This is a genomic window from Tatumella sp. JGM91 (genome assembly GCF_018257575.1).
Lineage (GTDB): Bacteria > Pseudomonadota > Gammaproteobacteria > Enterobacterales > Enterobacteriaceae > Tatumella > Tatumella punctata.
Genome location: NZ_JAERJP010000009.1, coordinates 14,228 through 41,105, shown reverse-complemented (window position 1 = coordinate 41,105; position 26,878 = coordinate 14,228). Strand labels below are relative to the sequence as shown.

Genomic DNA, 26,878 nt, shown 5'->3' with positions numbered 1-26,878 from the left:
CTGTCAGGTAATATTGTGATGGTGGAAATACACTTATGGCGTGCGATAACGAATGTTGCACATTGAAAACTGCCAGATAAATTTCTGTCGGCACATATATTACGACAGATAATCCTGCCCTAACAAACTTTAATCAATCTTATATGATAAATATCCATCAGGATAAGAACAGGCAGCTGACCGGCCGCCGTAACGCCTGCAACCCTGTATCAGTGAGAAATAGCCACTCATCCATGAATGGCCCGGCTCTACAGATGGCGCAGTACTCCGGTATTTTTTTTCTGCTGATAACGACGGAGCAGATAACCAATACATAAGGTGCCGGCTAATCCGCAACACCCGGCAAACGTCAGCCAGGCACCCGGCATCGATTTATCCCCGCTGATATGAATAAGATAACTGGAGACCGCCGGGGTAAAGCCACCGAATAACGCCGTTGCCAGGCTGTATGCCAGAGAAAAACCGGCGGCACGGACCTCTGCAGGCATAACCTCAGCCAGGTACACCACCATCGACCCGTTATAGCTGGCATATAAAAATGACAGCCACAGCTCAGCTGTCAGTAAATGGCTGAATGAAGGGGCTGCAACCATCCATTTCAGTACCGGCCAGGCAGTTAGCATCGTCAGTAGTGTAAAGATAATCAGTAACGGACGACGTCCGACACGATCCGATACCGTTCCCATGACCGGTAACCAGAACAGATTAGAAATACCGATCAGCAAGGTAACCACAAAACTCTGAGGGTCCGTCATCATCAAGGCGGTTTTACCAAAGGTCGGGGTAAATGCGGTGATCATATAAAACATCACGGTAGTGGTGACAACCATCAGCATACCCGCCACAACCAGGGCCCAGTTACTGGCCACCGAACGCATAATATCGATCATCCCCGGACGATGTTTACGCTGTTTAAAACTCTCCGTTTCTTCAAGCATACGGCGAATATAAAAAAGGAAGGGCACAATCAGGCATCCGACCACAAACGGTATACGCCACCCCCAGTCCGTCACTTGTCCCTTATCCAGCCATTGATTGAGCATCAGTCCCAGTAATGCTGCAAAAATCACTGATAACTGCTGACTCGCCGATTGCCAGCTGACATAAAATCCCTTACGGCCTGGCGGTGCAATTTCTGATAAATAGACCGAAACACCGCCCAGTTCCACCCCGGCGGAAAAGCCCTGCAATAAACGCCCGGCCAGAATAATCAGGGGAGCCGCGGCCCCCAGGGTCTGGTATCCGGGCGTCAGAGCGATAGTCAGTGTGCCCATAGCCATCAATATCAGCGTCAGTAACAGCCCTTTACGACGCCCGTGATGATCAATGTAAGCCCCGAGAATAATCGCGCCCAGCGGGCGCATTAAGAAACCGGCGCCGAAGGTCATCAGTGTCAGCATCAGCGAAGAATAAGGGTCAGAACCGGGGAAAAAGGTTTTGGCGATAGCCGTCGCGTAATAGCCAAATACCATAAAGTCATACATTTCCAGGAAGTTACCGCTGGTTACCCGGAAAATAGTTTTAGCCGCGTGTTTTTTTACTGCCGGAGAAGGGGTTACAGATAGATTCATTGCTGTTGCCTGCCTTTATTATTTTAATCGGTCACACCGGTTTACCCCGAATATCAGAGGAAAGATGTGATAGCAGTCATCTTTATACTTTACATAAGAATACAAATAAGTAACAAAATAAAAACAAAAAGTGTACTACGGCAGTAAAGTCTTCTGCTGAAAGTGCAAAAAAAAGGGCATATCCTGATGGATACACCCTTATGTGCGCTGAATATATCAGTGATCAGTGTGTGGTACTCTCCAGCCCCATCAGGCCGATTTTCAGGTACCCGGCAGCGCGCAGTTCATCCATGACACTCATCAGAGTGGCATAATCCACATCTTTATCGGCCTGGAAAAAGATAGTGGTTTCTTTATTACTGCCTGTCAGTCCGTCAATAGCCGAAATCAGTTGCTCTTTAGTCACCTCATCATTACCAACGTATAACTGTTTGTCAGCTTTAATGCTCAGGTAAACCGGTTTATCGGGACGAGGCTGCGGTGCACTGGTTGATGCCGGCAGGTTCACTTTTACATCGACGGTCGCCAAAGGCGCGGCCACCATAAAAATGATCAGCAGTACTAACATAACGTCAATAAATGGCGTCACGTTAATTTCACTCATTTCACCATCGCTTTCTAAATCATCGTTCAGACGCATAGCCATAACAATTAACTCACCCGCAGTTTATGGGCAGATGTGTGCGGCAGATCCTGTGAACCATTTTGCCTGGCCAGATCCAGATCACGGCTTTGCAGCAGCAGTACCTGAGCAGCTGTATCACCTAATGATGCTTTATAGCCGGCAATCATCCGTGCGAATACGTTATAAATCACAACCGCAGGGATCGCAGCAACCAGCCCGATGGCTGTTGCCAGCAGGGCTTCAGCAATCCCCGGTGCAACCACCGCCAGGTTAGTCGTTTGTGTTTTCGCAATACCGATAAAACTGTTCATAATGCCCCAGACGGTACCGAACAGACCGATAAACGGGGCGACAGAACCAATCGTTGCCAGAAAACCGTTACCCCGTGAGGCATAACGTCCGATGGCTGCAACTTTTCGTTCCAGACGAAAACCGGTCCGATCTTTAATGCCGTCTCTGTCTTCTGCACCCGCCGAGAGTTGGCGTTCATCCAGCGCTTCGGCAATCAGGTGGCGACAATGGCTGCTGGCAGTAAATTTTTCAGATACAGTTACTGCCTGCTGTAAGGTGCTGACGTCTTTCAGGGCTTTTTGCTCTGCTTTAAGCCGGCGTCTTGCTGAGCTGAGTTCAGTAAACTTGCCGAAAAAAATGGCCCAGGTAACCACGGAAGCCAGCAATAAGCCAATCATGACAATTTTTACTACGATATCAGCATGCTGGTACATGCCTAAAACGGACAGATCCGTTTGCATAAAATCATTAGTTACCACGTACGCCACCCCATCTTAACGAGTAATATCTTGCAATCCCGCGATGATACCAAACCACAGCTTTATTGATAGTAGTTATCATTAGTATTTACAAAATATTCCATTGACAGCAGAGAGATACTGCCCGTCTGAGGGAAGATCATCCCGCCAGAGTACTGTCATTTATTATGAGTCAATTTGTCATTCTGTGAAGGGTTTTTCAGTTCATACTCTGGCCTGAATGATATTTCATGTTAACTTGTCATGCAGGACTCTTTTGGCAGAGCAGGAACCAATGACAGATAAAAAAACAGATAAAAAACTGGAAACCAGTCTGATCAGTGCTGGCAGAAAAAAACGTTATACGGCGGGCGCAGTAAATAGTGTCATTCAGCGTGCTTCTTCACTGGTCTTTGATACGGTTGCCGAAAAAAAACGGGCGACCGCAGGACGCACCCGCGGAGAGCTGTTTTATGGACGGCGTGGTACCCTGACCCACTTTTCGTTACAGGATGCTATGACCGAACTGGAAAATGGTGCCGGTTGTGCGTTATACCCTTGCGGGGCCGCGGCGGTAACCAATGCCATTCTGGCGTTTGTCGAAAGCGGTGATCACGTGCTGATGAGCGGTTCAGTTTATGAACCTACCCGCGATTTTTGCAATGTCATACTGCGCAAGCTCAATGTATCAACAACTTTTTTCCCCCACACTTGTGGCAGTGAAATAACCCAATGGGTCCGTCCGGATACCCGTATCGTATTTCTGGAATCCCCGGCGTCGATCACCATGGAAGTTCAGGATATCCCGGCAATAGTCGCCGCTATCCGGCAGCAGGCGCCCGATGCCATTATTATGATGGATAATACCTGGGCTGCCGGAGTGCTTTTCAATGCGCTCGATTTCGGTATTGATATTTCTATTCAGGCGGGCACGAAATACCTGATAGGCCACTCAGATGCGATGGTGGGGACCGCGGTCGCTAATGCCCGTTGCTGGGATACTCTGCGGGAAAACTCATATCTGATGGGGCAAATGGTGGATGCCGATACTGCCTATATGACATCGCGCGGCTTACGGACTCTGGCAGTGAGGCTCCGCCAGCATGAAGAAAGCAGTATTAAAGTTGCCGAATGGCTGGCAGGACGCGAAGAGGTCTGGCGGGTTAATCATCCGGCATTGCCCCAGTCACCGGGCCACCATTTCTGGAAACGTGATTTTTCCGGCAGCAGCGGCCTGTTTTCATTTATTTTGCGTCGCCAGCTGTCGCGTGAAGCTCTGGCTGATTTCCTGGATAACTTCCGGCATTTCAGTATGGCGTACTCCTGGGGCGGTTATGAATCGCTGATTCTGGCGAATCAGCCACAGGAAATTGCCGCAATCCGTCCGCAGGGAGAACCCCTGTTACCCGGTACGCTGGTACGTCTGCATATAGGTCTGGAAAATGTGGATGATTTAATCGGTGATTTAACTGATGGCTTTGACCGGCTGGCACGCCATCCGGAATAATACTGATAGGGTTATGCTGTCTTCCGGGACTGTATTGCATTACGGCCTGACCACAGTCAGGTAACAGGATAATAAATGAGTGTTCTACATGAGATAATCCGGGCGTTATGGCACCAGGATTTCGCTGTACTGGCGGATCCACAGGTGATCTGGGTTGTCTACGCGGTTATGTTCTGCATGCTATTTCTGGAAAATGGGTTATTACCGGCGGCATTTTTACCCGGCGACAGCCTGCTACTGCTGGCCGGGGCAATGATTGCCAAAGGCGTTATGAGTTTTATCCCTGCCCTGCTGATACTGACCTGTGCCGCCAGCCTCGGATTCTGGGCTGGCTATTTACAAGGGCGCTGGCTGGGGAACACCCGGCTGGTTCAGGGGTGGCTGAAACACCTTCCGGAAAAATACCATCAGCGGGCCTGGCAGATGTTTAACCGTCATGGGCTGGTCGCTCTGCTGGCCGGCAGGTTTCTGGCATTTATACGCACTATTCTGCCAACGATGGCCGGGATTTCCGGATTAGGCCACCTCCGCTTTCAGTTGTTTAACTGGTTAAGTGGCCTGCTGTGGGTTTTGTTGCTGGTCGCGCTGGGATATGGCATCAGCCATGTTCCTTTTATTAAACAGCATGAAGATCAGATGATGGCAGTATTAATGCTGCTGCCATTGCTGCTGCTGGCCGGTGGTTTATGCGGCAGCCTGATTTTCCTGTGGAAAAAAAAGCGCCACACCTCAGCCTGACCCCTGCACATCAGGCCGTTTTCGGCCTGATGTGCCCTCCCTCACTCCGGCCAGACGGCGGCTATCCTTTCCCGGTGCCCGCCACCAAGATCAGTACTACACTTACCCTTATTTAGCATAACCTGACGAATTTTTTGCTACGGAGGAAACTAATATGTCCGGACAACCTTTCATCAAATTACACGATGGCCGGCTGATGCCACAACTGGGACTGGGTGTATGGCAGGCAACGGTCGATCAAACCCGCCAGGCCGTGAGCTATGCACTGAAAACCGGCTATCGCTCTATTGATACTGCCGCTATTTATCAAAATGAAGCAGGGGTCGGCCAGGCCATTCAGGACTCTGATATTCCCCGTGAAGAACTGTTTATTACCACCAAACTCTGGAATACAGACCAACTCCATGCCGCGGAAGCCCTGCAAACCAGCCTGCAAAAACTACAGCTTGATTATATTGACCTGTATCTTCTTCACTGGCCCTGCCCGCAAAATAATCACTATATTGCCGCCTGGCAGCAGCTAATTGAATTACAGCAGCAGGGACTGATCAAAAGTATCGGGGTATGTAATTTTCAGCAGCAACATCTGCAGGCCATTATCCGTGAGACAGGCGTAACCCCTGTTATTAACCAGATTGAACTGCATCCGCTGTTTCAGCAACGCCCGCTGCATGCCTGGAACGGGTTGCACCATATTCAGACTGAGTCCTGGAGCCCGCTGGCACAAGGCGGAAAAGGGGTTTTCGACCAGCCGCAGATCCGCGCGCTGGCAGAAAAATATGCAAAGACTCCCGCACAAATCGTTATCCGCTGGCATATTGATAACGGCCTGGTAGTGATACCAAAATCTGTCACTGATACACGTATCGCAGAAAACTTTGCGGTATTTGATTTCAGACTGGAAAAAGAAGAGTTAACGGCTCTGGCAGCGCTTGATGCCGGCCAGCGTCTCGGCCCGGATCCGGATAATTTTAATAAAGTCTGATAAACGCAGGCCAGGGAACGGCCTGCCGTGTCCACTACCGTCCCTGCGCCAGTACAGACAAATCATCACCAAAGAGACGATGATAATTCATCCCTTCGATGACCTGCCCGCCAGCAGCCTGATAAAAAGCCTGCACTTTTTTATCCGTTGCCGAAGATAACCAGTCCAGTCGGTAGCACTCTTGCTCGCAGGCTTGCCGGGCAATAAACTGCATCAGCAGTTTGCCGATCCCCTGCCGCCGGTATGCCGCCGAAACAAATAATTCCTTAATAAACATTTGTCCGCTAAAACGCGGGGCCGGATACATGACAGAGACACAGGCAAAAGCAACAACGTTCCTCTGTAACGTCACTTTATATACTGCGGTGCCGGAGCGAGGAGCCAACACCCGGTGTTGCAAATAACCTGTCATTTCTTCTTTATTTATCACAACACCCGGGTAATGCCAGCAATTCATTTCAATAAAAATATCGGCCAGTTCCTGATATTCATCCGCCTGGCATACGGTGACCTGCGGTCGCGCTTCCGGTTGTGAAGGGGCTAACTGAACAGTTGTCATCGCTACTCCATCCGTTAATCAGGGCTATGTCCTTCCATAGGCGGTGTATCAGCATATTACTTTTTTCAGGGCTGATCATTTTCTCTGTCCCCCCGCTCACTGAGCCCGAATGTTTATACAGTGCGGACAGCGACTGACTATCTGTAAAAACGCCCGTCGATGCCCCCGGAGGTACAGCATTATCCCTGAGACAATTTCATCTTCCCGATAAACAGAGGCAAAGTACCGCTAATTTATCGCCTGCTGTACCATCAGCTGACCTGCGCAACCACCATCCGCCAGCTCAAGATTCTGGCTGTAGTAAACAAACGGAAAATGTTCCGACGAGCTGCAGGGGAACGTCACCAGTAACTCGACGCTGCCATCCACCCAGACGGTATCCTTCCAGCCCCGATCTTCGGCCATTGGCAGTGCACCATTCACACTGCGTATCAGAAACATGGCCCCCTGAATATGAAATGCCTGTGGCTTGTCGGCCTGTACCGTCCAGCGTTCAGTACTGCCCTGGCGCACCACCGTATCAATTCGCAGGGTATCCCGGGCGACGCCATTGATCCCCGCCGGAGAGTTTTCTAAGGTTATCTGACGGCTGGCAGTCACATTACCTGCTTGTGACATCGCTGCCAGAACGGTCGGCAAACCATCGGTGACCAGCGGTAATAAGCCGGTAGGACGCAGGGTCAGCACCAGAGTCGAGGTGAGTACGGAGGATGGCTGGAAAATACCCTTAATACGTTCCATAAAGGTCGCAGGGGTACCGGCGGTGATAGAAACATCATTTCCCTGGGATAAGTCGACCAGTACTTCACGGCGCTCGCCGGGGGCCAGAGACAACTGGCGGACGGTCACAGGCGCGGGTAAAAAACCCTGATCACCGGCAATCACGGTGAATGGACGATCATCGCTGAGTTGTAGCTGGTAACGACGGGCATTGGAAGCGTTTAGCAACCGTAACCGCACCCAGCCACGGGACACATTCACGTACGGACTGCGGATACCGTTGGTCAGCAGAATATCGCCGTAAAATCCCTGCTCAGCCCCGCTGTCATACACCGGGGAGCCGAAGTTATCCAGTCGCTTATCCTGAATAATCAGCGGAAAGTCATCAACACCATAGTGCTTAGGCAGTGCCAGTGACTTGCTGTTATCGTCTTCAATCAGCCACATTCCGGCCAGACCGTTATAGACATGAGGTGCCATATGGCGGGGGGTATCTGCATGATACCAGCAGGTCGCAGCGGGCTGACGCACCGGCAGGACAGGCGCCCAGTCAACATTCGGTGAAATCTGCCGCGGTGCGCCACCATTTAATGCACCCTGTACCTGCAAGCCACTGACGGTCATTGATACCGGTTCCGGCAGACGGTTACTGTAAATCAGCTTAACATCATCACCGTTATGTACCCGCACGGTAGGGCCCAGGTAAATACCATTAAACCCCCATACGGGGGCTTTGGTTGTTCCGTTAAACGCCCAGTGACTGGCTTGCATAGTCAGAAACAGTGGCTGGCCACGACGTGACTCCAGCAGCGGTGGTACCGGCAGTGCATTTTCACCGGCATCAGCCGCCAGAGCTGCACGTGGCAGTACCGTGCTGCCGAGCGCTGCACCGGCAGATAACTGAAGAAACTGACGTCTGTTAAAAGACATATACTCCTGACCTTATACTGATAACACCACCGGTGTTAGTTCACGACAAACCATCAACGTTATCCGCCAGACCATACCGACTGCGGCGATACTGTTATTTTTCCTGCGTGCGGCGGGCCACTTCTTTATTCAGTTCATCAAGGCGCGCAGACATCAGTTCACGGCAGTGGGTCGCCAGCTTACGAGCCGACTGACCTTCAAACTGTTTGATATCTACCGGAGGTAACATTTCAACAATCACCAGCCCGTTGCGCCAGCGATTGAGTTTTATCTTATTATGGGTATCAGAGATCACAATTGGGATCACCGGAACACCGGCCGCCAGCGCAGCATGAAATGCACCGGTTTTAAACGGAAGCAGCCCGCGTCCGCGGCTGCGGGTACCTTCAGGAAACATCCAGAACGAGATCCGTTTCTTTTTAAACTGAGACACCACATCGTTGATCGTATCATGGGCCTTGGTCCGGTTATCGCGGTCGATCAGCAAATTCCCGGTCAGCCAGTATAACTGTCCGAAGAACGGGACCCAGGCCAGGCTTTTTTTCCCTACAGTGACCGTCGGTGGCTGCACCATATTTGCTGCCGTTACCATATCGTAATTGTTCTGATGGTTTGCGATATAAATGGCATTACCGAAGTTTTCCGCACCTTCGGGTTTACGCAGCTCAACACGGATACCAAATACTTTATTCAGGCGGCCAAAGGCATGCGCGAAAGTCGCGACATGGCGCGGGTTCCTTGGTGAGAAACAACACCATAAACAGCCAAACACACAGACAATAACCGAATAGATAATAACGATAAGAGCGCGCAAAATTAACAGCATAACAACCTCTTAATAGCAGCCTGCTTTACTTCTTTCGCTAAAAAGCAGACAGAACATTCACTGCCGGTGCTATCACACCGCAGTGATCATCAGAACAACAATAAACAGCCAGCAAGTATAACGGTTTTTTTAGCCGCCGCGTTACCTGCCGGCAGCGTTCTCAGTCCGTCGCTGCTGCGGTATTGTTATCCGCAGCAGGTGTTTCAATATCAACACGATCAATGCGCTGCAACCCGCGTGGTAACAAAGTACCGCGCCGTCCGCGCTCGGTTCTGAATTTTTGTAAATCATCTTCACGCAGTGTGAGTTTTCGCTTACCGACATGTAATGTCACCACACTCAGTGGCGGCAGTAATAACAGCCAGACGACTTTATCGGTGCCGGCAGCGGCTTCAGCGGCCGGAATGGAGATAATCTTGTTACCCTTACCTTTCGATAACTGAGGCAGGTCTTTCACCGGGAACATAAGCATTCGTCCGGCAGCCGTAATCACCATCAACCGATCTTCATCGTTATTAACCGCCAGTGGCGTCATGACTCTGGCATTTTTCGGTAACGAAAGCATAGCCTTACCGGCACGATTACGCGACTGTAAATCGTTAAAGGTACAGATAAAACCGTATCCGGCGTCAGAGGCCATCAGTAACCGTTGATCGTCCGCTTCCATCAGTACATGTTCGACGACTGCTCCCGGCGGCGGGGTCAGTTTCCCGGTCAGGGGTTCCCCCTGGCCACGGGCCGAAGGCAGACTGTTCGGATCTAAGGTATAACTGCGGCCGGCGGAGTCCAGAAACGACACCGGCAGATTGCTTTTGCCTTTGGCGGATGCAAGGTAGCTGTCACCGGCCTTATAACTGAGTCCGGCAGGATCAATATCATGCCCTTTGGCACTGCGTACCCAACCCATTTGTGATAACACCACGGTCACAGGTTCAGAAGGTACCAAATCTGTTTCGCTGATCGCTTTTGCTTCGCTACGTTCACGTAACGGTGAACGGCGATCATCACCATAGGTTTTACTGTCCGCCTGCAATTCTTTCTTCAGCAGAGTATCCATTTTCCGTCCGGAAGCCAGTAATGCCTGTAGCTCATCACGTTCTTTGGCCAGCGCATCCTGCTCGGTGCGGATTTTCATATCTTCCAGTCTGGCAAGATGACGCAATTTCAGTTCAAGGATCGCTTCAGCCTGAGTATCGCTGATAGAAAAACGTGACATCAGCAATGCTTTTGGCTGGTCTTCGCTGCGAATAATTTCAATCACTTCATCTATATTCAGGAAAGCAGTCAGCAGCCCTTCAAGAATATGCAGACGGTTCAGCACCTTATCCAGCCGGAAGTTTAAACGTTTACGTACCGTATCACGACGATAGACCAGCCATTCACTGAGGATTTCCAGCAAATTTTTTACCGCAGGACGGTTATCCAGGCCGATCATATTCAGGTTAATACGATAACTTTTTTCCAGATCCGTGGTGGCAAACAGGTGATTCATCAGCGGTTCAGCGTCAACCCGGTTGGAACGCGGCACAATCACTAGCCGGGTCGGATTTTCGTGATCAGACTCATCACGCAGATCCTCTACCATAGGCAGTTTTTTATTACGCATCTGGGCGGCGATCTGTTCCATCACCCGCGCACCGGATACCTGATGAGGCAGCGCAGTGATAATCAGTTCACCGTCTTCTTTTTTCCATACGGCACGCTGCCGCACACTGCCACGCCCGCTGGCATAGATTTTTCGGATCTCACTGCGCGGGGTAATAATTTCCGCGTCTGTCGGGAAATCCGGGCCCTGAACAATATCCAGCAATTGATCCAGGGTGGTTGCTGGCTTATCAATCAGTGTTATGGCAGCATCGGCAACTTCACGTAAATTGTGTGGCGGAATATCCGTTGCCATCCCGACGGCAATTCCGGTCGTACCGTTTAACAGAATATTCGGTAAGCGGGCAGGCAGCATTTTCGGCTCCTGCAGCGTCCCGTCAAAGTTAGCGACATAATCGACAGTGCCCTGTCCCAGCTCACCAAGTAACAGCTCGGCATATTTTGATAAGCGGGATTCCGTATAACGCATGGCAGCAAAGGATTTCGGATCATCCGGCGCACCCCAGTTTCCCTGGCCATCCACCAGCGGATAACGGTAAGAGAAAGGCTGCGCCATTAATACCATCGCTTCATAGCAGGCACTGTCACCGTGCGGATGATATTTACCCAGAACATCACCGACCGTACGGGCCGATTTCTTAAATTTTGCGCTGGCATTTAATCCCAGCTCAGACATTGCATAAATAATACGCCGCTGAACCGGTTTTAAGCCGTCCCCGATATAGGGTAATGCCCTGTCCATGATCACGTACATGGAGTAGTTCAGATAGGCATTTTCGGTAAATTTGTGCAATGCAAGACGTTCTGCACCGTCCCGGGTCATGTCACTCATTGTTAATCAATCCTCACTTCGCGGCCAGCCAGACACTCGTCGGTGGCGGTTATCTGGCGGGGATAGTACCTTATTCGCCGTAGTTAGTCACAGGGGCGTTACGCGGCTACCAAGCCTTGTGCCGCGAATGAGGGTTAAAACATCAGTCGTACTCATCTCTGAATACCGGCCACAGGATCAGGCATTACTTTTTGTATTTTTTCCCGGCAGATCTTCAGGGGGTTACTGACCTGCGGATCTGTGACGGCATCCACCGATTATTGCAGTCTCTGCAAAAGTATTATGCTCAGCCAACCATTTTTTTTTATCTGCCGGCAGTTAACAATATACAGAGACCAGTTAAGAGGAAAAAACGATGAGTAACATCCTGATTATTGACGGAGGCACCACATTTGGTCATTCCGCCGGACGCCTGAACCACACGCTCAGTGAGCAGGGCGCCGCGGAACTACGTCGTCTGGGCCACGAGGTATCGGTTACCCGTGTCGATCAGCCGTACTATATTGAGGCCGAGATCGAGAAATTTGTCCGCAATGATGTGGTGATCCTGCAAATGCCCGGCTGGTGGATGGGAGAGCCCTGGACCGTGAAAAAATATATCGATGAAGTGTTCACCTATGGTCATGGCCGCTTATATGCCAGTGACGGCCGTACCCGTGCAGACAGTGAAAAGAAATATGGTTCCGGCGGATTACTGCAGGGGAAAAAATATATGCTGTCACTGACCTGGAATGCGCCGTTACAGGCCTTTACCGATCCACAGCAGTTCTTTGAGGGCAGTGGCGTGGACGGTGTCTATCTTCATACCCATAAAGCATTCCAGTTTCTGGGGATGAGTGGCCTGCCAACCTTTATCTGTAATGATGTAATTAAAGATCCTCAGGTGCCGCTGTATATTGAAAATTACCAACAGCACCTGCAGCAAATATTCGGTTAATGCTTACCGGGATATCCCGGTGCCAGTAACAGGCCGTGTTCTGTCACGGCCTGTTGCAGATAATCGAGGAAACAGCGAATACGAACCGCCAGTGCCGTGTTGCGGTAATACACCGCATGTACCGGCAATAACATACTCTGAATTTCCTGCCCGAGAATCGGTACCAGTTTGCCTTCGTTCACCGCTGCTGCCGATGCAAAGTCAGATAACCGGGCAATCCCCTGGCCGGCTATCGCCAGTTGTAAGATTGTCTCACCACTCGATGCCCGCAGCGTCGGGGTTATCTGCATAAATTCCTGGCGGGCATTAAACAGCGGCCAGTGGTTATGTACCAGAGGCTGAGTGAAACCCAGCGTACGATGGACGGAAAGCTGCTCACTGTGTTCAGGCGTTCCGTAACGCTGCAGATAGCCGGGGCTGGCAAACAAACGTAACGGACTGTAGCCCAGAATCCGGGCATGGATCCCGGAGTCGGGCAGGGTTCCCATGCGGATCGCAATATCTGTCTGTTGTTCCAGCAGATCAATCGGCAAATCATCGGTCGTCAGTTCCGGCTCAATCTGCGGATAGCGCCCGAGGAATTCTCCGAGTAAGGGGACGATAATATGCTGCATAAACGAAGGTGCCGTATTGATACGCAGCCGGCCTGAGGGCGTTTCCCGGCGTACAGCCAGCTCCTCTTCTGCTGAGGCCATTGCGGCCAGGATTTTCCTGGCTCGTTGTAAAAACAGGCTGCCCTCCGGGGTCAGGGCCATCCGCCGCGTGGTGCGCTGCATCAGTGTGGTATCCAGCTTATTTTCCAGCCGGCTGAGTGAACGACTGACCGAAGATACGGTCATCGTCAGTTGATCTGCCGCCGCGGTAATCGACCCGCTATCCACTACCGCTATCCAGATGCGCATATCTTCAAGTGTGACTTTCATTATTCTTTTCCGGCAACGCCTGAGCGTATCAGGTAATCACCGCCAGTGTGCCACCTGCCAGCAGCCTGATACCAGCAAGGCCGCACAAAATACCTGTTTATCATGGTCACTATAATAATTTGTAAAAAAACAGCGACAAAAAAGAAGCAAATTTTATTCTATCTTCTATACACTTCTGCTTTTCACTGAGTCTTATGCATCAGAATCCGCCGTTCCATTCTTAACACTCTTTAGGGGACTAATGAATACATCTCGTCAGGGAATTTATCTGGTATTACTCGCGGCAACCCTCTGGGGAAGCTCAGGTGTTGCTGCCCAATACTTATTCGAAAATTATCTGTTCAGTGCCGGTGGCATAACCATGATCCGCCTGATTGCCGCAGGGTTATTGCTCAGTATACTGGGTGTTCTGCAAGGGAATCACCCTTTAGCAATGTTCCGGCAACGCCAGGCCCTGTTGAAACTTATTATTTTCAGCCTGTTCGGAACCCTGATGGTACAGCTGTCTTTTCTGATGACTATCGAGAAAACTAACGCCGCAACTGCGACAGTTTTGCAATAATTTCTGGCACCGGTTGTGCTGGTGCTATACAACATGATAGCCAGAAAACGTTTACCCGGAGCCGTTATTTGTCTCGCAGTACTGACATCACTGGCCGGCACTCTGCTGATGGCAACCCACGGGCACCTGACGTCATTGCAACTTTCGGTCACAGGGCTGGTATGGGGGCTGATTTCTGCCTGTGCCGCGGCTTTTAACTCCTCCTACTCCTCGGGACTGATCCGCCAGTTTGGTACCCTGCCGGTGGTCGGGATAAGTATGTTAATTGCCGGATGTTCGTTAATGCCCTTTTATCTGCCGGGTCTGAATTTACACCAGCTGGATACTGCCGGCTGGTCGGCAATGGGTTTCCTGGTACTGATCGGCACCGCATTAACTTTTAGTTTATTTCTTAAAGGTGCCTTTCTGACCGGTAGCCAGAACGCCAGCGTACTGAGTTGCGCGGAACCTCTCAGCAGTGCCTTGCTGTCGGTATTACTGTTAGGAGTCTCTTTCGGGATAGCTGAATGGACAGGGTCGTTACTGATCATGCTGTCGGTGGTATTTATTACCCTGGCACCCGATCCTGAACGTTCCAAAAGGAAGTTAACTTCTTTGTAACTGTTATCACCGGCCAGTCGGTGCCGCTGAGCCGGCTGACCGGGTGCAACAAATATCCGGCAGGCTGTCTGCCGGAAAATAATCAGACCTCGATATCCACTTTATCGCCGCGTTCCTGCAGCCAGTTACGACGATCTTCAGCGCGTTTTTTTGCCAGCAGCATATCCATCACTTTCAGGGTGTCGTCAACATCGTCGTCATCGACTGTCAGTTGTACCAGACGGCGGGTATTGGGATCGAGAGTGGTTTCCCTTAACTGCATCGGGTTCATCTCACCCAGCCCTTTAAAGCGCTGCACATTAACTTTGCCGCGTTTACGTTTCAGTTGTTCTAAAACTCCGGCTTTTTCATCTTCATCCAGAGCGTAATAGACTTCTTTTCCGAGATCGATACGGTAAAGAGGCGGCATCGCGACATACACATGTCCCCCTTTCACCAGTGCACGGAAATGGCGGACAAACAGTGCACATAGCAGGGTCGCGATATGCAGTCCGTCGGAGTCTGCATCGGCCAGGATACAGATTTTACCGTAGCGCAACAGGCTAAGATCTTCACTGTCCGGATCGATACCAATAGCAACCGAAATATCATGTACTTCCTGAGAGGCAAGCACTTCATCAGAAGAGACTTCCCAGGTATTCAGTATCTTCCCTTTCAGCGGCATAATTGCCTGATACTCACGGTCACGGGCCTGTTTAGCCGAGCCACCCGCAGAGTCACCTTCCACCAGGAATAATTCGGTCCGGTTCAGATCCTGAGCGGTACAATCGGCCAGTTTTCCTGGCAGTGCCGGACCACTGGTAATTTTTTTACGTACTACTTTTTTTGCGGCTCGCATGCGCCGCTGAGCACTGGCGATGGCCATTTCAGCCAGCTGTTCAGCCAGCTGAACATTCTGGTTCAGCCACAGACTAAAAGCATCTTTTACCACGGCCGAGACAAAAGCCGCTGTCTGTCGCGAGGAGAGACGTTCTTTGGTCTGTCCGGCAAACTGAGGATCCTGCATTTTTACCGATAATACATAGGCACAACGATCCCAGATATCTTCTGCAGACAATTTGACGCCGCGGGGCAGAATATTGCGGTATTCACAGAAGGTGCGCATCGCATCCAGCAGGCCCTGACGCAGACCATTAACATGAGTCCCGCCCTGCATGGTCGGGATCAGGTTGACATAACTTTCAGTCAGTAACTCTCCCCCTTCCGGCAGCCACAACAGTGCCCAGTCTGCCGCTTCGGTCTCTCCGGAGAAGCTGCCGACGAATGGCTGTTCCGGTAAAGTTACCAGTCCGTCGACCGCTTCTTTCAGATAGTCGGTCAGTCCGTCCTGGTAGCACCAGCGCTGTTCAGTGTTGTTACTTTTATCACGGAAAATAATTTCCACGCCGGGACAGAGGACAGCTTTTGCTTTCAGCAGATGTGCCAGACGTGATACAGAAAAGCGCGGGCTGTCGAAAAATGAGGCATCGGGCCAGAAACGCACCCGGGTACCACTATTACGCCGGCCCACGGTACCGGTAACCCGTAAATCTTCTACTTTTTCACCGTTCTCAAAAGCCATTTCATAGACTTCACCACCACGGCGAACGGCAACATCCACCCGCGTTGACAGGGCGTTCACTACCGAAATCCCCACCCCGTGCAATCCGCCGGAGAACTGGTAGTTTTTGTTGGAAAACTTTCCTCCCGCATGCAGACGACAGAAAATCAGTTCGATAGCCGGAACCCCTTCTTCAGGGTGAATATCGACCGGCATTCCCCGTCCATCATCAATCACTTCCAGTGACTGATCGGCATGCAAAATTACTTCAACACGTTTGGCATGTCCGGCCAGTGCTTCATCGATACTGTTATCGATTACTTCCTGCCCAAGATGGTTAGGACGCGTGGTATCCGTATACATGCCGGGCCGCCGACGGACAGGCTCAAGCCCGGTCAGTACCTCAATAGCATCCGCGTTATAACTTGATTGAGTCATCGTTCTCTTTTCGTTTGTTCTTGAATTTGCTCAGACAGCAGTGAGACTAGTCGCCGGCGATAGCCAGGAAATCAATCAGCTGTTGAAAGTATCGGTTAAATCCGGTGAAGGCATGATCCCCGCCCGCTTCGACGGTTTGCCGGCAGGCGGCGTAGTATTGCAGGGCCTGACGATAGTCAAGAACCTCATCTCCGGTCTGTAATAACAACCAGATCAGGTCCGGTGATATCAGGGAATCAATATACATAGCCTTCAGATCATAGATATGGCGAGACTCTAACACATAATGCTGACCGGTGTACGGGTTCCGGTTTTCACCCAGAAAGTCTTCCAGTAGTTCAAAAGGCCGGGTCGCAGGATTTATCACAACGGCCGGCAGCGTAAAGCGTTGTGACAGCCAGGTGGCGTAATAGCCCCCGAGTGAAGAACCAACAATTCCCAACGGCTGGCCGGCATAATCTGTCACCAGCGTTTCCAGCATTGCTGCGGCCTGGTCCGGACAGTCAGGTAACTGCGGGATAATCATCGTTATATGTGGGTAATGCCGCTGCATCCACTGTAGCAACTGCGTGGCTTTTGCCGAGTGCGGAGAACTGTTAAAACCGTGCAAATAGAGCAGAGTGGACATTAATTAATACCCTTCAGATTCCAGATCAGGAAGAAACTCCGTGGTATCCAGCCGGCACACCGCTGTCTCAAGAGTGCCGTCCGGCATTAACGTCAGCCAGCGCCAGCCGGGCGCGAGTGCATCAATCGTAAACCCTGAGCAGTGCGGTTTAAACTGAACACAGGTGGAAGGCGTCGCCAGTACTCTGCGCCCCTGCCATAATTCATCCATTTCCTGATGAATATGACCACACAGCAAGGTCGCTGCCCGCGGGTACTTTTGCAGAATACTGTCCAGCTGATGAGAATTACGTAAGTTGTGTTGGTCGAGCCAGGCACAGCCAGAAGGCACAGGATGATGATGTAACAAGATAACCGTATCCCGTTCAGCAGCGGTTGCCAGCGCATTTTCCAGCCACTCCAGCTGAAACTCACTGAGCATACCGTGGGGGACACCATAAACCTGGCTGTCGAGTAACAATATCTGCCAGCGTTCCCCAAGCAGTACCCGTTTGGACTGACTGATACCGGCCTTTGCCAGAGTCTCATACATTGCCGGCTGGAAATCATGGTTCCCCGGCAGCCAGACACAGGGGGCCGGTAGACGCAGAATACCTTCGGCAAAGTGCTGATAGGCTTCTGCGGAGTGATCCTGCGACAAATCGCCGGTAGCAATAATCAGATCATATTGCTCCTGTCCTGCAATCACCGCATCCAGTACTGCCTGATAACCCGACCAGGTGTTCACACCAAGCAGTGATTCATCTTTTCCCTTAAACAAATGCGTATCGGTTATTTGCAGTACTTTAATCCGCGCGGTATCGGCAATCCCGGGTATTAACACACTATCCAAGGCAAATCCTTAGTGAGCACACCATTATTCTTTAATATACGGCTTCGGCCATTGCGCCATAAATAAGGCAATAACGCAGCCATTCGGCAAGAAACTGGTTTATCTGATGCTTTTCGTCACGCTGATGTAATTTTTTATTCGGATAATCATAGCGTGCTTTAAAACGATAGATCTGTTGCGTCGAACACACTTCCGCAACCATCGCATCATGATAAAGTCTGACAGACATCGCAGGCAGACTCCAGTAACTTACTGCAGGTGCTATCTGACTGATATTAACGACAGTGGTATAACGTGTTGATTCTTCTATTGTCAGACGATATCTGGCCCCCTTAATCTGGTAGGTGATAGTCTCGCCCTGTCGATCATTGCGGGGTAACAGACGCCGCAACTGAGCATAGTTAGTCTCATTAAGACGCATCATTTGCGGAAAATCGGGGGTATAACGTTGTTTCATGTGGTTTTCCATTGGTCTTTAAGTCGTTTGTGGTGCAGTTCAAGCCATTGCACAGCAATCACTGAAGCTGCATTATCAATAATCCCCTCTTCAACCCAGCGGTAAGCCTGCTCCCGGCTGACCACCCGGACAAGAATATCCTCATTCTCTTCCTCCAGCCCGTGACATCCTTTTGCCTGGCTGGCATCCACTTCCCCGACCATCACCGCAATACGTTCGCTGGTTCCCCCGGGACTCGACAGATAATTTAACACAGGTTCGATCCGGCCTACGGCTAATCCTGTTTCTTCCCGGGCTTCGCGCCGTGCAACCTCTTCATCTGACTCTCCCGGCTTGATCATACCCGCCACCATTTCCAGCAGCCATGGCGTTGCAGAGTTCTCATAGGCAGGGATACGTATCTGCTCGATCATAACCAGCTGGTCACGTGAAACATCATAGAGCATTAATACTACCGCATTGCCGCGTTCCAGCACTTCCCGTTCTACCACGCGGCTCATTTCACCGCTGAACAAACGATGGCGAAACCGGTACTTAATTAATGAAAAAAAACCTTTATAGACACTTTCCCTTGTAATAATTTCTACATCGCTGCGCCCGAAAATAACAGGTGATGATTTTTGACCCGGCATCGCTTCACTCCTGACAAGGTATAATGACAAGCTGACGTAAAGTTATATACTGCAATTGTGACATCAGATGGTGGAGAATTTCGGCTATTATTTCGCGTGTTCTGACGCAGATGGCACGTTCAGCCAACTTAACATGCCATCGTACTCTGATAGAATCGCTGATTATTTTTTGGCTCCCGACAGCACCATTTATGCAATTTCGCTGCAATACAAGGAATGCAAATGAAAAAATTGCTCCCAGTTATCATTAGCCTGAGTTTTGCCGGCTTTTCACAACTTAGCCAGGCCGAAGATTTGCTCCAGGTGTATCAACAGGCCCGTACTTCGAATCCGGACCTGCGCAGTGCTGCCGCCGATCGTGATGCCGCGTTTGAAAAAATCAATGAATCACGCAGCCCGCTGTTACCTCAGTTAGGTCTGGGCGGAGATTACGCTTTCAATAGCGGTTACCGGGATAACAGCGGTATTCATTCAAATACCACCAGCGCATCGTTACAGCTTACCCAGACAATCTTTGATATGTCTAAATGGCGCGCCCTGACATTACAGGAAAAAACAGCAGGTATTCAGGATGTTACCTATCAGGTAGCGCAACAGGAACTGATTCTGAATACTGCAACTGCCTATTTTAATGTACTGAATGCGATTGATACCCTGTCTTATACTGAAGCACAGAAACAGTCTATCTATCGTGAATTAGATCAGACCACCCAGCGTTTTAATGTCGGTCTGGTAGCGATTACTGACGTACAAAACGCCCGGGCGCAATACGATACGGTGCTGGCAAGTGAAGTCACAGCTCGTAATAATCTTGATAATATGGTCGAGAAATTACGTCAGGTGACAGGTAATGATTACAATGCACTGGCTTCCGTCAATACGGAACGCTTCAGAACCGAAAAACCGGAAAACGTTAATTCACTGCTGAAACAAGCCGACAATCATAACCTGTCATTGTTGTCTGCCCGTCTGTCGCAGGATTTAGCTCGCGAACAAATTAAATATGCTGAAACCGGACATATGCCAACCCTTGGTCTGACGGCATCGACCGGCTTATCCAACAGCAAATATGGCGGCAGCCGTGCTCATACTACCAGTTCTAACCAGGATTCCATTTCCGGGTCTAACCAGATTGGTCTGAGCTTGTCTATTCCGTTATATAGCGGTGGCTCTGTGACCTCTCAGGTCAAACAAGCGGAATTCAGCTTTGTCAGCGCCAGCGAGAAACTGGAAAGCGCACACCGTTCTGCGGTTCAGACTGTCCGGTCATCGTTTAACAACGTGAATGCATCAATCAGCAGCATCAATGCTTATAAACAGGCAGTGGTTTCGGCGAAAAGTTCCCTCGATGCCATGGAAGCCGGCTACCAGGTCGGCACCAGGACTATCGTTGATGTACTGGATGCAACCACCACCCTGTACAATGCACGCCAGCAATTGGCAGATGCACGTTATAGCTACCTGATTAATCAGCTGAATATTAAATATGCATTAGGTACCCTGAATGAGCAGGATCTCGGCGCCTTAAACGCTCAGCTCGGCCCGGAAGTACCAACCTCTCCGGATATTGTTGCTCCGGAAAATCCGCAGCAGGTTGCGGAAGCCGATGGCAATAACGCTCCGGTAACAGCAACACCGGCAGCAGAAAGGAAACCAGCCACCCCGCGTCACAGTGGTAACCCTTTCCGTCAGTAGTCTGTATTTGCCGGGGATCCTCGCCCCGGCAAACGTATAACAACGTAAAGATCCCCTCAGCATCAGCCTCCCAGCTTCATTTTTAACCGCCCTTCCCCTATCCTTAGGCCTGACCTTTGGGCTATGGAAAAATAAAATGAAACGGACAAAAAATATCCGCCATGCAGCATTCCGTAAAAGCTGGCAGGCGCGTCATCTGACGCCGGTCGCAGTCGCTATTTCGGCAGTTTTTATGCTTAGCGGCTGCGAACAAAAAGATGAAAATGTCTCTATGTATATGAATGCCGATCAATGCAGTAAAGCAAACCCCGGCCAGCAGGCACAGTGTGATTCGGCTTATAATAATGCGGTGAAAGAAGCAGCCCGCACAGCACCAAAGTATGCCAGCCGTGAAGACTGCGTGGCGGAGTTCGGCGAAAATCAGTGCCAGAAGGCACCGGCACAGGCATCAACCGCAGCAGAGCCTCAGCAAAGTGGCAGTTTCTGGATGCCACTGATGGCAGGTTATATGATGGGACGGATGATGGGCGGCGGTATGTCTCAGCCACTGTTTACACCGCGTAATGCCGCCAGCCCAGCCAACGGCCAATTTGTTGATGCCTCAGGAAAATCTTATGGGCCTGCCACCGGCGGCCGTACCGCGACAGTGCCAAAAAGTGCGATGGCCCCCAAACCGGCCACCACATCGACCATTACCCGTGGTGGTTTTGGTGAGTCGGTTGCCCGCCAGAATACAATGCAGCGTAATGCTGCCAGCCCGGCCAGCCGCAGCCCTGCCACAACGCGCAGTACCCGTTCTTTCGGAGGATAAACTGTATTATGCAACGCCTGCCCATAACTGAACGTCCGGACTGGCGCAGTAAAGCCGAAGAGTATGGTTTTAATTTTCACACCCTGTACGGAGAACCTTACTGGAGTGAAGATGCCTATTACCGCTTTACCCTGCCACAGGTCGAATATCTGGAAGACGTCACCGCTGAATTGCACCAGATGTGCTTACAGGCCGCAGAGCGCGTCATCGCCAGTGAACAGTTACTGGATAAGTTCCGGATCCCGAAACATGTCCGTGATTTTGTCCGCGAGTCCTGGCACAACCGGCAACCGTCACTTTACTCACGACTGGATCTCGCCTGGGGCGGCAGCGGTGATGCTAAGTTACTGGAAAATAACGCAGACACTCCCACTTCCTTATATGAAGCGGCTTTTTTTCAGTGGATCTGGCTGGAGGATCAAATGGCTGCCGGGCAGCTACCGGCAGGCAGTGATCAGTTTAACAGTCTTCAGGAAAAACTGATCGACCGATTCCGTCAGCTACAGCAACATTCTGGCTTCAATAGCCTGCATCTGAGTTGCTGCCAGCACAGCAGCGAAGATCGGGCCACAGTTCAGTATTTACAGGACTGTGCCAGTGAGGCCGGGCTGCCAAACGAATTTCTGTATATTGATGATATCGGCCTCGGTGAAAAAGGGCAGTTTACTGATCTTCAGGATCAGGTGATCAGTAATCTGTTCAAACTCTACCCCTGGGAATTTATGTTCAGGGAATCTTTCTCAATGAAACTGGCCGATGCCGGGGTTCGCTGGCTGGAACCGGCATGGAAAAGCATTATCTCAAATAAAGCCATCCTGCCATTACTCTGGGAAATGTTTCCCGGCCACCCTAATCTGTTGCCGGCATGGTTTTCCGAAGATAACCCGCCGTTGCCGGAGAAATATGTTATTAAACCGCTATTTTCCCGCGAAGGCTCGAATATCCGGATTATCGATCAGGGCCGTGAGATAGCCAGTGCCGACGGGCCTTACGGTGAAGAAGGCACCATTATCCAGCAATATCATCCGTTACCCGAGTTTGACGGTAATCATACGGTGATTGGCAGCTGGCTAATCGATGACCAGCCTGCCGGTATAGGACTGCGTGAAGATAAGCAACTGATTACCCAGGACCTGTCACGCTTCTATCCGCACTGTTTTACCGGCTGAAACAGCTATCAGGGGCGCGTTTGCTGCCCCTGGTTTTATCATTCATGAGTCAGCCAGCACCGACAACATACTCAGTGACCCCATTTCAATACCATCGACCGGTATTGAAATTTTATCGCCCGGTAATACCGCCCCCAGCACATACAACAAGGGCAGATAGTGTTCAGGGGAAGGATTAGACAACACCGCGCCCTCATGTTGCATAAAGTTAACTAACGGATGCTGTGCCCTGTCGCCCTGCCAGTGCAGATTTTCCCGCACAAAATTATTAAATGATTCAGCCCAGGGATAAGCCCCGGATCCGCCTTCCCAGCGTACTTTACGCAGGTTATGCACCACATTACCGCTGGCCACAATCATGACGCCCTGTTCACGCAGGGCGGCCAGTTTCTGACCGAGAGCAAAGTGATATTCGGCTGGCTGAGTCCCGTCAATACTGAGCTGCACAACCGGAATGGATGCGTCCGGATACATTTTTATCAGTACTCCCCATGACCCGTGGTCCAGTCCCCATTCCTGATCCAGCGTTACCGGCACCGGCGCTAATAATTCGGCAACCTGTGCCGCAAGGGCCGGTGAACCCGGCGCCGGGTAACGGGTATCAAATAATGCCTGAGGGAATCCACCGAAGTCATGGATCGTCCGTGGCTCCGCCATTGCAGTTACCGCCGTTCCACGGGTATACCAGTGAGCAGAAATGGCAACAATGGCGGTCGGTCGTGGTAATGCTTCCCCCAGCGCCTGCCAGCATTGAGTATAACGATTATCTTCCAGCACATTCATCGGGCTGCCATGGCCGAGGAATACAGCCGGCATACGTGAACCTGTCATAAATAAACTCCGCAAATCAGCTTTCTAATGCATACCAACATACGCTTTTTTATCAGGAACACACGCGGGGGATAATGATGATCATATTCAGAGAATTTGAATGAAATAATACGAAGAACAATCAATTGGTTATAATAAAAAAGCTGACACTCCGGTCAGCTTTTTTGATGGTATGCTACTGCAGTACAGGGTCTCAGACTGCCTGACGATTATCGTGTTGCTGCCGCCATGCAATCAGATCTTCGATAGTCACTACCGGCATATCATGCTGTTTCGCAAAAGCGATCGCTTCCGGTGCCCGCGCCATCGTACCGTCATCATTGGTCAGTTCACAAAGTACACCCATCGGTTTAAAACCGGCCAGACGCACCAGATCAATAGTTGCTTCTGTGTGTCCGCCACGGGTCAGTACACCGCCTTCACGGGCACGCAACGGGAAGACATGGCCGGGACGATTCAAATCGGAAGGCTGTGCATCGTCCGCAATGGCAGCACCTATAGTTGTGATACGATCCCTGGCCGATACACCGGTCGTTACGCCCTGAACCGCTTCAATGGTTACTGTAAAGCCGGTACCATAAGCACTGGTATTGTTTTCTACCATCATCGGCAGATCAAGCTGACGACGACGCTGTTCGGTCATGCACAGACATACAATGCCACTGCCATGACGGATGGTCAGCGCCATCTGCTCCACGGTCATGGTTTCGGCTGCGAAGATCATATCTGCTTCGTTTTCACGATCTTCATCGTCCAGCACCATCACCCCGCGTCGTTCACGCAGTGCGGAAAATGCACGTTCCACACGCTGTTCAGGCGTGCCAAATTCAGAAAGAAGTGTCTGATTCATGGTAAAAACCCTTTAGTTATAAATGTTACCAGAACCAGGGCAGCTTAGGAGGAATGTCAGCAAGACAAAAAATAACGGTAAGAACCGGTCAGGTCCGTCAGATATCGTTACCCTCTCCCATCCGGACTATAACCGTCGGCCCCGGAATTACACCGGATCTGCTGACCTTCAGCCACAGGCTGAAGCGCTCGCGGGCTTTCAGTGAAAACTGATTTACCGCCGGTGGGGAGTTTCGCCCCGCCCTGAGAATAAGCAAATTCACTATATCCCCTATTGTAAAAAACGGCAATCACCGGACGGCTAAAAGTTATTAACCATTACTGCGGTTTAATTTATAGGTTTCCCGTTGACGGCTGAGGGATTACACTTGTCTTATTCAGGAGGCGGCCAGCGGCGGCGCCTCATTCGCTTCAGGGCGACCACCACAGGAATCTGTCATGATTGATGCTAAGAAAATTGAACAACTCGCCCGCCAGGTACAGGATGCGATGCCACAAGGGATCCGCAATTTAGGCGGTGACGTCGAGAAGAAAATCCGTCAGGTACTACAGGCCCAGCTTGGCCGTATGGATTTGGTTAACCGCGAAGAGTTTGATGTGCAGACTCAGGTATTGCTGCGCACCCGTGAAAAACTGGCAGCGCTGGAGCTCCGGCTGAATGCCCTGGAAGCAGCAGCTTCGGTACCGGCCACAGAACAAAAACCGTCAGAGACTGACGCCTAGTACAGAGATACGGGGACCTGTGGTCCCCGTATCTTGTTGCTGAACGATCAGGACTGACGGCTGGTAATGGTCCTGATGATATTGGTTGTCGAGATACCGTCTTCAAAATTAAGAATACGCACCTCTCCGCCGTTCGCCACAACCTCTTTTCCCCCGGCAACATCTTCCGGCTTATAGTCACCGCCTTTGACCAGCAAATCCGGTAAAATTTCGCCGATCAGACGCTGCGGAGTATCTTCTTCAAAGGAAACCACCCAGTCTACAGCTTCCAGTGCCCCCAGAACCGTCATGCGGTTAATCAGCGGATTCACCGGACGACTGCTTCCTTTCAGACGGCGGGTCGAAGCATCACTGTTCACCGCAACAATCAGCCGGTCGCCGAGGTTACGGGCATTTGCCAGATAAGAAACATGACCGGCATGCAGAATGTCGAATACGCCGTTCGTCATGACGACTTTTTCACCACGGGCACGGGCCTGTTCGACCACAGACTTCAGTTGCTGCTCATTCATCACACCAAAGCCGCTGTCCGGACGGGCATGAATTGCATTTTCCAGCTCAACAGGACTGACTGTCGAAGTACCCAGTTTTCCGACGACCACGCCGGCACCGGCATTCGCCAGGAAACAGGCATCTTCCAGAGAGCAACCGGCTGCCAGCGATGCTGCCAGCACCCCTATCACCGTATCTCCGGCTCCGGTAACATCATAAACTTCCTGTGCCAGGGTCGGTAAATGCACAGGATCTTTCCCTGGTTGTAATAAGGTCATACCATGTTCTGAACGGGTGACCAGTAAAGCGGATAATTCATAATCCGCCACCAGCGCCATCCCCCGCTCAATGATATCATCGACATTACGGCATTTACCGGCCACAGCTTCGAATTCGGACAGATTAGGTGTCAGCAGTGTGGCGCCGCGATAGCGCTCAAAATCAGTGCCTTTCGGGTCAATCAATACAGGAACCCCGGCATCGCGGGCAAGACGGATCAGCGTCTGTACATCAGATAAGGCACCTTTGGCATAATCGGAAAGCACCACTGCTCCGACTTTACCGACGGTTTCCCGCATCCGCTGATTAATCGGCTCAGGGTCAATATTTTCAAACCCTTCTTCAAAATCGAGACGAATTAACTGCTGATTACGCGACAGAATACGTAATTTAGTGATCGTCGGATGCGTGCTTACCGGGACAAAATTACACCCGACATGCACTTTTTCCAGGGTGCGGGACAGGGTGGCTGCAGCGTCATCGGCACCGGTTAACCCGATAATTTGTGAAGCCGTTCCGAGCGCGGCAATGTTCATTGCGACGTTGGCCGCACCGCCAGGCCGCTCTTCTATCGTTTCTACTTTAACCACAGGTACCGGGGCTTCAGGAGATATTCGTTGTGTCGGTCCATACCAGTAACGATCTAACATAACGTCACCAATCACCAATACACCCGCACGGCCAAAATCAGGCAGCGTTACTTTCATTCCAGAGACTCCAGAGCGTGTAAACCAGACTAAAAAATTTTGCCGATAATAACATAAACACCCGCAGGTAGCTGTTATCTGCAAACCAAATCGGCGGGCCGGGTTACCTGCCCTGAAAATAAATCTT

Annotated in this window: 24 protein-coding genes, 1 pseudogene and 1 riboswitch; of the genes and pseudogenes, 9 read left to right on the top strand and 16 right to left on the bottom strand. The window is 50.8% G+C overall.

Translation table 11 applies throughout. From position 1 onward, the window contains the following. Nucleotides 1-248 precede the first annotated feature (248 nt). The 3 genes from JK198_RS07800 to exbB form a co-directional block, all read right to left on the bottom strand. Nucleotides 249-1,571 (bottom strand): MFS transporter, encoded by a 1,323-nt coding sequence (locus JK198_RS07800; protein WP_212708521.1) that lies wholly within the window; start codon nt 1,569-1,571, stop codon nt 249-251. Nucleotides 1,572-1,794: 223 nt separating this feature from the next. Next, nucleotides 1,795-2,217, bottom strand: a complete 423-nt coding sequence (exbD, locus tag JK198_RS07795; protein WP_212708522.1) for a TonB system transport protein ExbD — start codon at nt 2,215-2,217, stop codon at nt 1,795-1,797. 5 nt (nt 2,218-2,222) lie between these two features. After that, complete coding sequence (gene exbB, locus JK198_RS07790; RefSeq protein ID WP_212708582.1) at nt 2,223-2,948, bottom strand: tol-pal system-associated acyl-CoA thioesterase; 726 nt, start codon at nt 2,946-2,948, stop codon at nt 2,223-2,225. A 292-nt stretch (nt 2,949-3,240) separates the two neighbouring features. On the opposite strand from exbB, the gene metC reads away from it, so the two are divergent. From metC to dkgA, 3 genes are all read left to right on the top strand, one after another. Then, nucleotides 3,241-4,452, top strand: a complete 1,212-nt coding sequence (metC, locus tag JK198_RS07785) for a cystathionine beta-lyase (RefSeq protein ID WP_249213118.1) — start codon at nt 3,241-3,243, stop codon at nt 4,450-4,452. A gap of 75 nt (nt 4,453-4,527) precedes the next feature. Continuing rightward, nucleotides 4,528-5,190 carry a DedA family protein gene (locus tag JK198_RS07780; protein WP_212708524.1) on the top strand — a complete coding sequence of 221 codons (663 nt, stop codon included), beginning with the start codon at nt 4,528-4,530 and terminating at the stop codon, nt 5,188-5,190. Between the two features lie 154 nt (nt 5,191-5,344). Further along, entirely contained in the window at nt 5,345-6,175 is an 831-nt protein-coding gene (dkgA, locus tag JK198_RS07775) for a 2,5-didehydrogluconate reductase DkgA (protein WP_212708525.1), read from the top strand. 34 nt (nt 6,176-6,209) lie between these two features. Here the strand turns inward: dkgA and JK198_RS07770 are convergent, their stop codons facing one another. The 4 genes from JK198_RS07770 to parC all read right to left on the bottom strand — a co-directional run bounded on the left by JK198_RS07770 (nt 6,210) and on the right by parC (nt 11,647). After that, entirely contained in the window at nt 6,210-6,734 is a 525-nt protein-coding gene (locus JK198_RS07770) for a GNAT family N-acetyltransferase (RefSeq protein WP_212710338.1), read from the bottom strand. Between the two features lie 228 nt (nt 6,735-6,962). After that, on the bottom strand, nt 6,963-8,384 hold the full coding sequence (gene ftsP / locus JK198_RS07765) for a cell division protein FtsP (protein WP_212708528.1): 1,422 nt from the start codon (nt 8,382-8,384) through the stop codon (nt 6,963-6,965). A gap of 94 nt (nt 8,385-8,478) precedes the next feature. Beyond that, complete coding sequence (locus JK198_RS07760; protein WP_212708529.1) at nt 8,479-9,210, bottom strand: 1-acylglycerol-3-phosphate O-acyltransferase; 732 nt, start codon at nt 9,208-9,210, stop codon at nt 8,479-8,481. Between the two features lie 160 nt (nt 9,211-9,370). Then, nucleotides 9,371-11,647, bottom strand: coding sequence for a DNA topoisomerase IV subunit A (parC, locus tag JK198_RS07755; RefSeq protein ID WP_212710337.1), 2,277 nt, complete (start codon nt 11,645-11,647; stop codon nt 9,371-9,373). 355 nt (nt 11,648-12,002) lie between these two features. On the opposite strand from parC, the gene JK198_RS07750 reads away from it, so the two are divergent. Continuing rightward, entirely contained in the window at nt 12,003-12,584 is a 582-nt protein-coding gene (locus JK198_RS07750; protein ID WP_212708531.1) for an NAD(P)H-dependent oxidoreductase, read from the top strand. Here the strand turns inward: JK198_RS07750 and JK198_RS07745 are convergent. Beyond that, entirely contained in the window at nt 12,581-13,507 is a 927-nt protein-coding gene (locus tag JK198_RS07745; RefSeq protein ID WP_212708532.1) for a LysR substrate-binding domain-containing protein, read from the bottom strand. The two genes, JK198_RS07750 and JK198_RS07745, sit on opposite strands and share 4 nt — an antisense overlap. 241 nt (nt 13,508-13,748) lie before the next feature. Here JK198_RS07745 and JK198_RS07740 point away from each other — a divergent pair. Continuing rightward, nucleotides 13,749-14,669, top strand: a pseudogene (locus JK198_RS07740) (DMT family transporter). 82 nt (nt 14,670-14,751) lie between these two features. Here the strand turns inward: JK198_RS07740 and parE are convergent. Genes parE through nudF form a run of 5 tightly spaced genes read right to left on the bottom strand, consistent with a single transcriptional unit; the run spans nt 14,752 to nt 19,195 of the window. Then, nucleotides 14,752-16,647, bottom strand: a complete 1,896-nt coding sequence (parE, locus tag JK198_RS07735; protein WP_212710336.1) for a DNA topoisomerase IV subunit B — start codon at nt 16,645-16,647, stop codon at nt 14,752-14,754. Nucleotides 16,648-16,693: 46 nt separating this feature from the next. Continuing rightward, complete coding sequence (gene yqiA, locus JK198_RS07730) at nt 16,694-17,275, bottom strand: esterase YqiA (protein ID WP_212710335.1); 582 nt, start codon at nt 17,273-17,275, stop codon at nt 16,694-16,696. Between the two features lie 3 nt (nt 17,276-17,278). Next, nucleotides 17,279-18,106 (bottom strand): 3',5'-cyclic-AMP phosphodiesterase, encoded by an 828-nt coding sequence (cpdA, locus tag JK198_RS07725; protein ID WP_212708536.1) that lies wholly within the window; start codon nt 18,104-18,106, stop codon nt 17,279-17,281. A gap of 31 nt (nt 18,107-18,137) precedes the next feature. Then, nucleotides 18,138-18,563 carry a DUF1249 family protein gene (locus JK198_RS07720; protein ID WP_212708537.1) on the bottom strand — a complete coding sequence of 142 codons (426 nt, stop codon included), beginning with the start codon at nt 18,561-18,563 and terminating at the stop codon, nt 18,138-18,140. After that, nucleotides 18,560-19,195, bottom strand: coding sequence for an ADP-ribose diphosphatase (gene nudF, locus JK198_RS07715; protein WP_212708538.1), 636 nt, complete (start codon nt 19,193-19,195; stop codon nt 18,560-18,562). Before nudF ends, JK198_RS07720 begins: the two co-directional genes overlap by 4 nt. A gap of 222 nt (nt 19,196-19,417) precedes the next feature. Between nudF and tolC the strand changes: the two genes are divergently transcribed. From tolC to JK198_RS07700, 3 genes are all read left to right on the top strand, one after another. Further along, complete coding sequence (gene tolC, locus JK198_RS07710) at nt 19,418-20,890, top strand: outer membrane channel protein TolC (RefSeq protein WP_212708539.1); 1,473 nt, start codon at nt 19,418-19,420, stop codon at nt 20,888-20,890. Between the two features lie 136 nt (nt 20,891-21,026). Further along, a complete protein-coding gene (locus JK198_RS07705; protein ID WP_212708540.1) occupies nt 21,027-21,701 on the top strand; it encodes a DUF1190 family protein in 675 nt (224 codons plus the stop codon). An 8-nt stretch (nt 21,702-21,709) separates the two neighbouring features. Then, nucleotides 21,710-22,870: a glutathionylspermidine synthase family protein gene (locus tag JK198_RS07700; protein WP_212708541.1), complete on the top strand. Its 1,161-nt coding sequence runs from the start codon at nt 21,710-21,712 to the stop codon at nt 22,868-22,870. A 42-nt stretch (nt 22,871-22,912) separates the two neighbouring features. Here the strand turns inward: JK198_RS07700 and ygiD are convergent, their stop codons facing one another. Together ygiD and ribB are read right to left on the bottom strand one after the other, a co-directional pair. Next, nucleotides 22,913-23,701: a 4,5-DOPA dioxygenase extradiol gene (ygiD, locus tag JK198_RS07695; protein WP_212710334.1), complete on the bottom strand. Its 789-nt coding sequence runs from the start codon at nt 23,699-23,701 to the stop codon at nt 22,913-22,915. A 193-nt stretch (nt 23,702-23,894) separates the two neighbouring features. Further along, nucleotides 23,895-24,551, bottom strand: coding sequence for a 3,4-dihydroxy-2-butanone-4-phosphate synthase (gene ribB, locus JK198_RS07690; RefSeq protein WP_212708543.1), 657 nt, complete (start codon nt 24,549-24,551; stop codon nt 23,895-23,897). Between the two features lie 105 nt (nt 24,552-24,656). Next, nucleotides 24,657-24,805, bottom strand: a riboswitch (FMN riboswitch). A 183-nt stretch (nt 24,806-24,988) separates the two neighbouring features. On the opposite strand from ribB, the gene JK198_RS07685 reads away from it, so the two are divergent. After that, entirely contained in the window at nt 24,989-25,273 is a 285-nt protein-coding gene (locus JK198_RS07685; RefSeq protein WP_212708544.1) for an accessory factor UbiK family protein, read from the top strand. A 47-nt stretch (nt 25,274-25,320) separates the two neighbouring features. Here the strand turns inward: JK198_RS07685 and hldE are convergent, their stop codons facing one another. Continuing rightward, nucleotides 25,321-26,751 carry a bifunctional D-glycero-beta-D-manno-heptose-7-phosphate kinase/D-glycero-beta-D-manno-heptose 1-phosphate adenylyltransferase HldE gene (gene hldE / locus JK198_RS07680; RefSeq protein ID WP_212708545.1) on the bottom strand — a complete coding sequence of 477 codons (1,431 nt, stop codon included), beginning with the start codon at nt 26,749-26,751 and terminating at the stop codon, nt 25,321-25,323. Between the last annotated feature and the right edge of the window lie 127 nt (nt 26,752-26,878).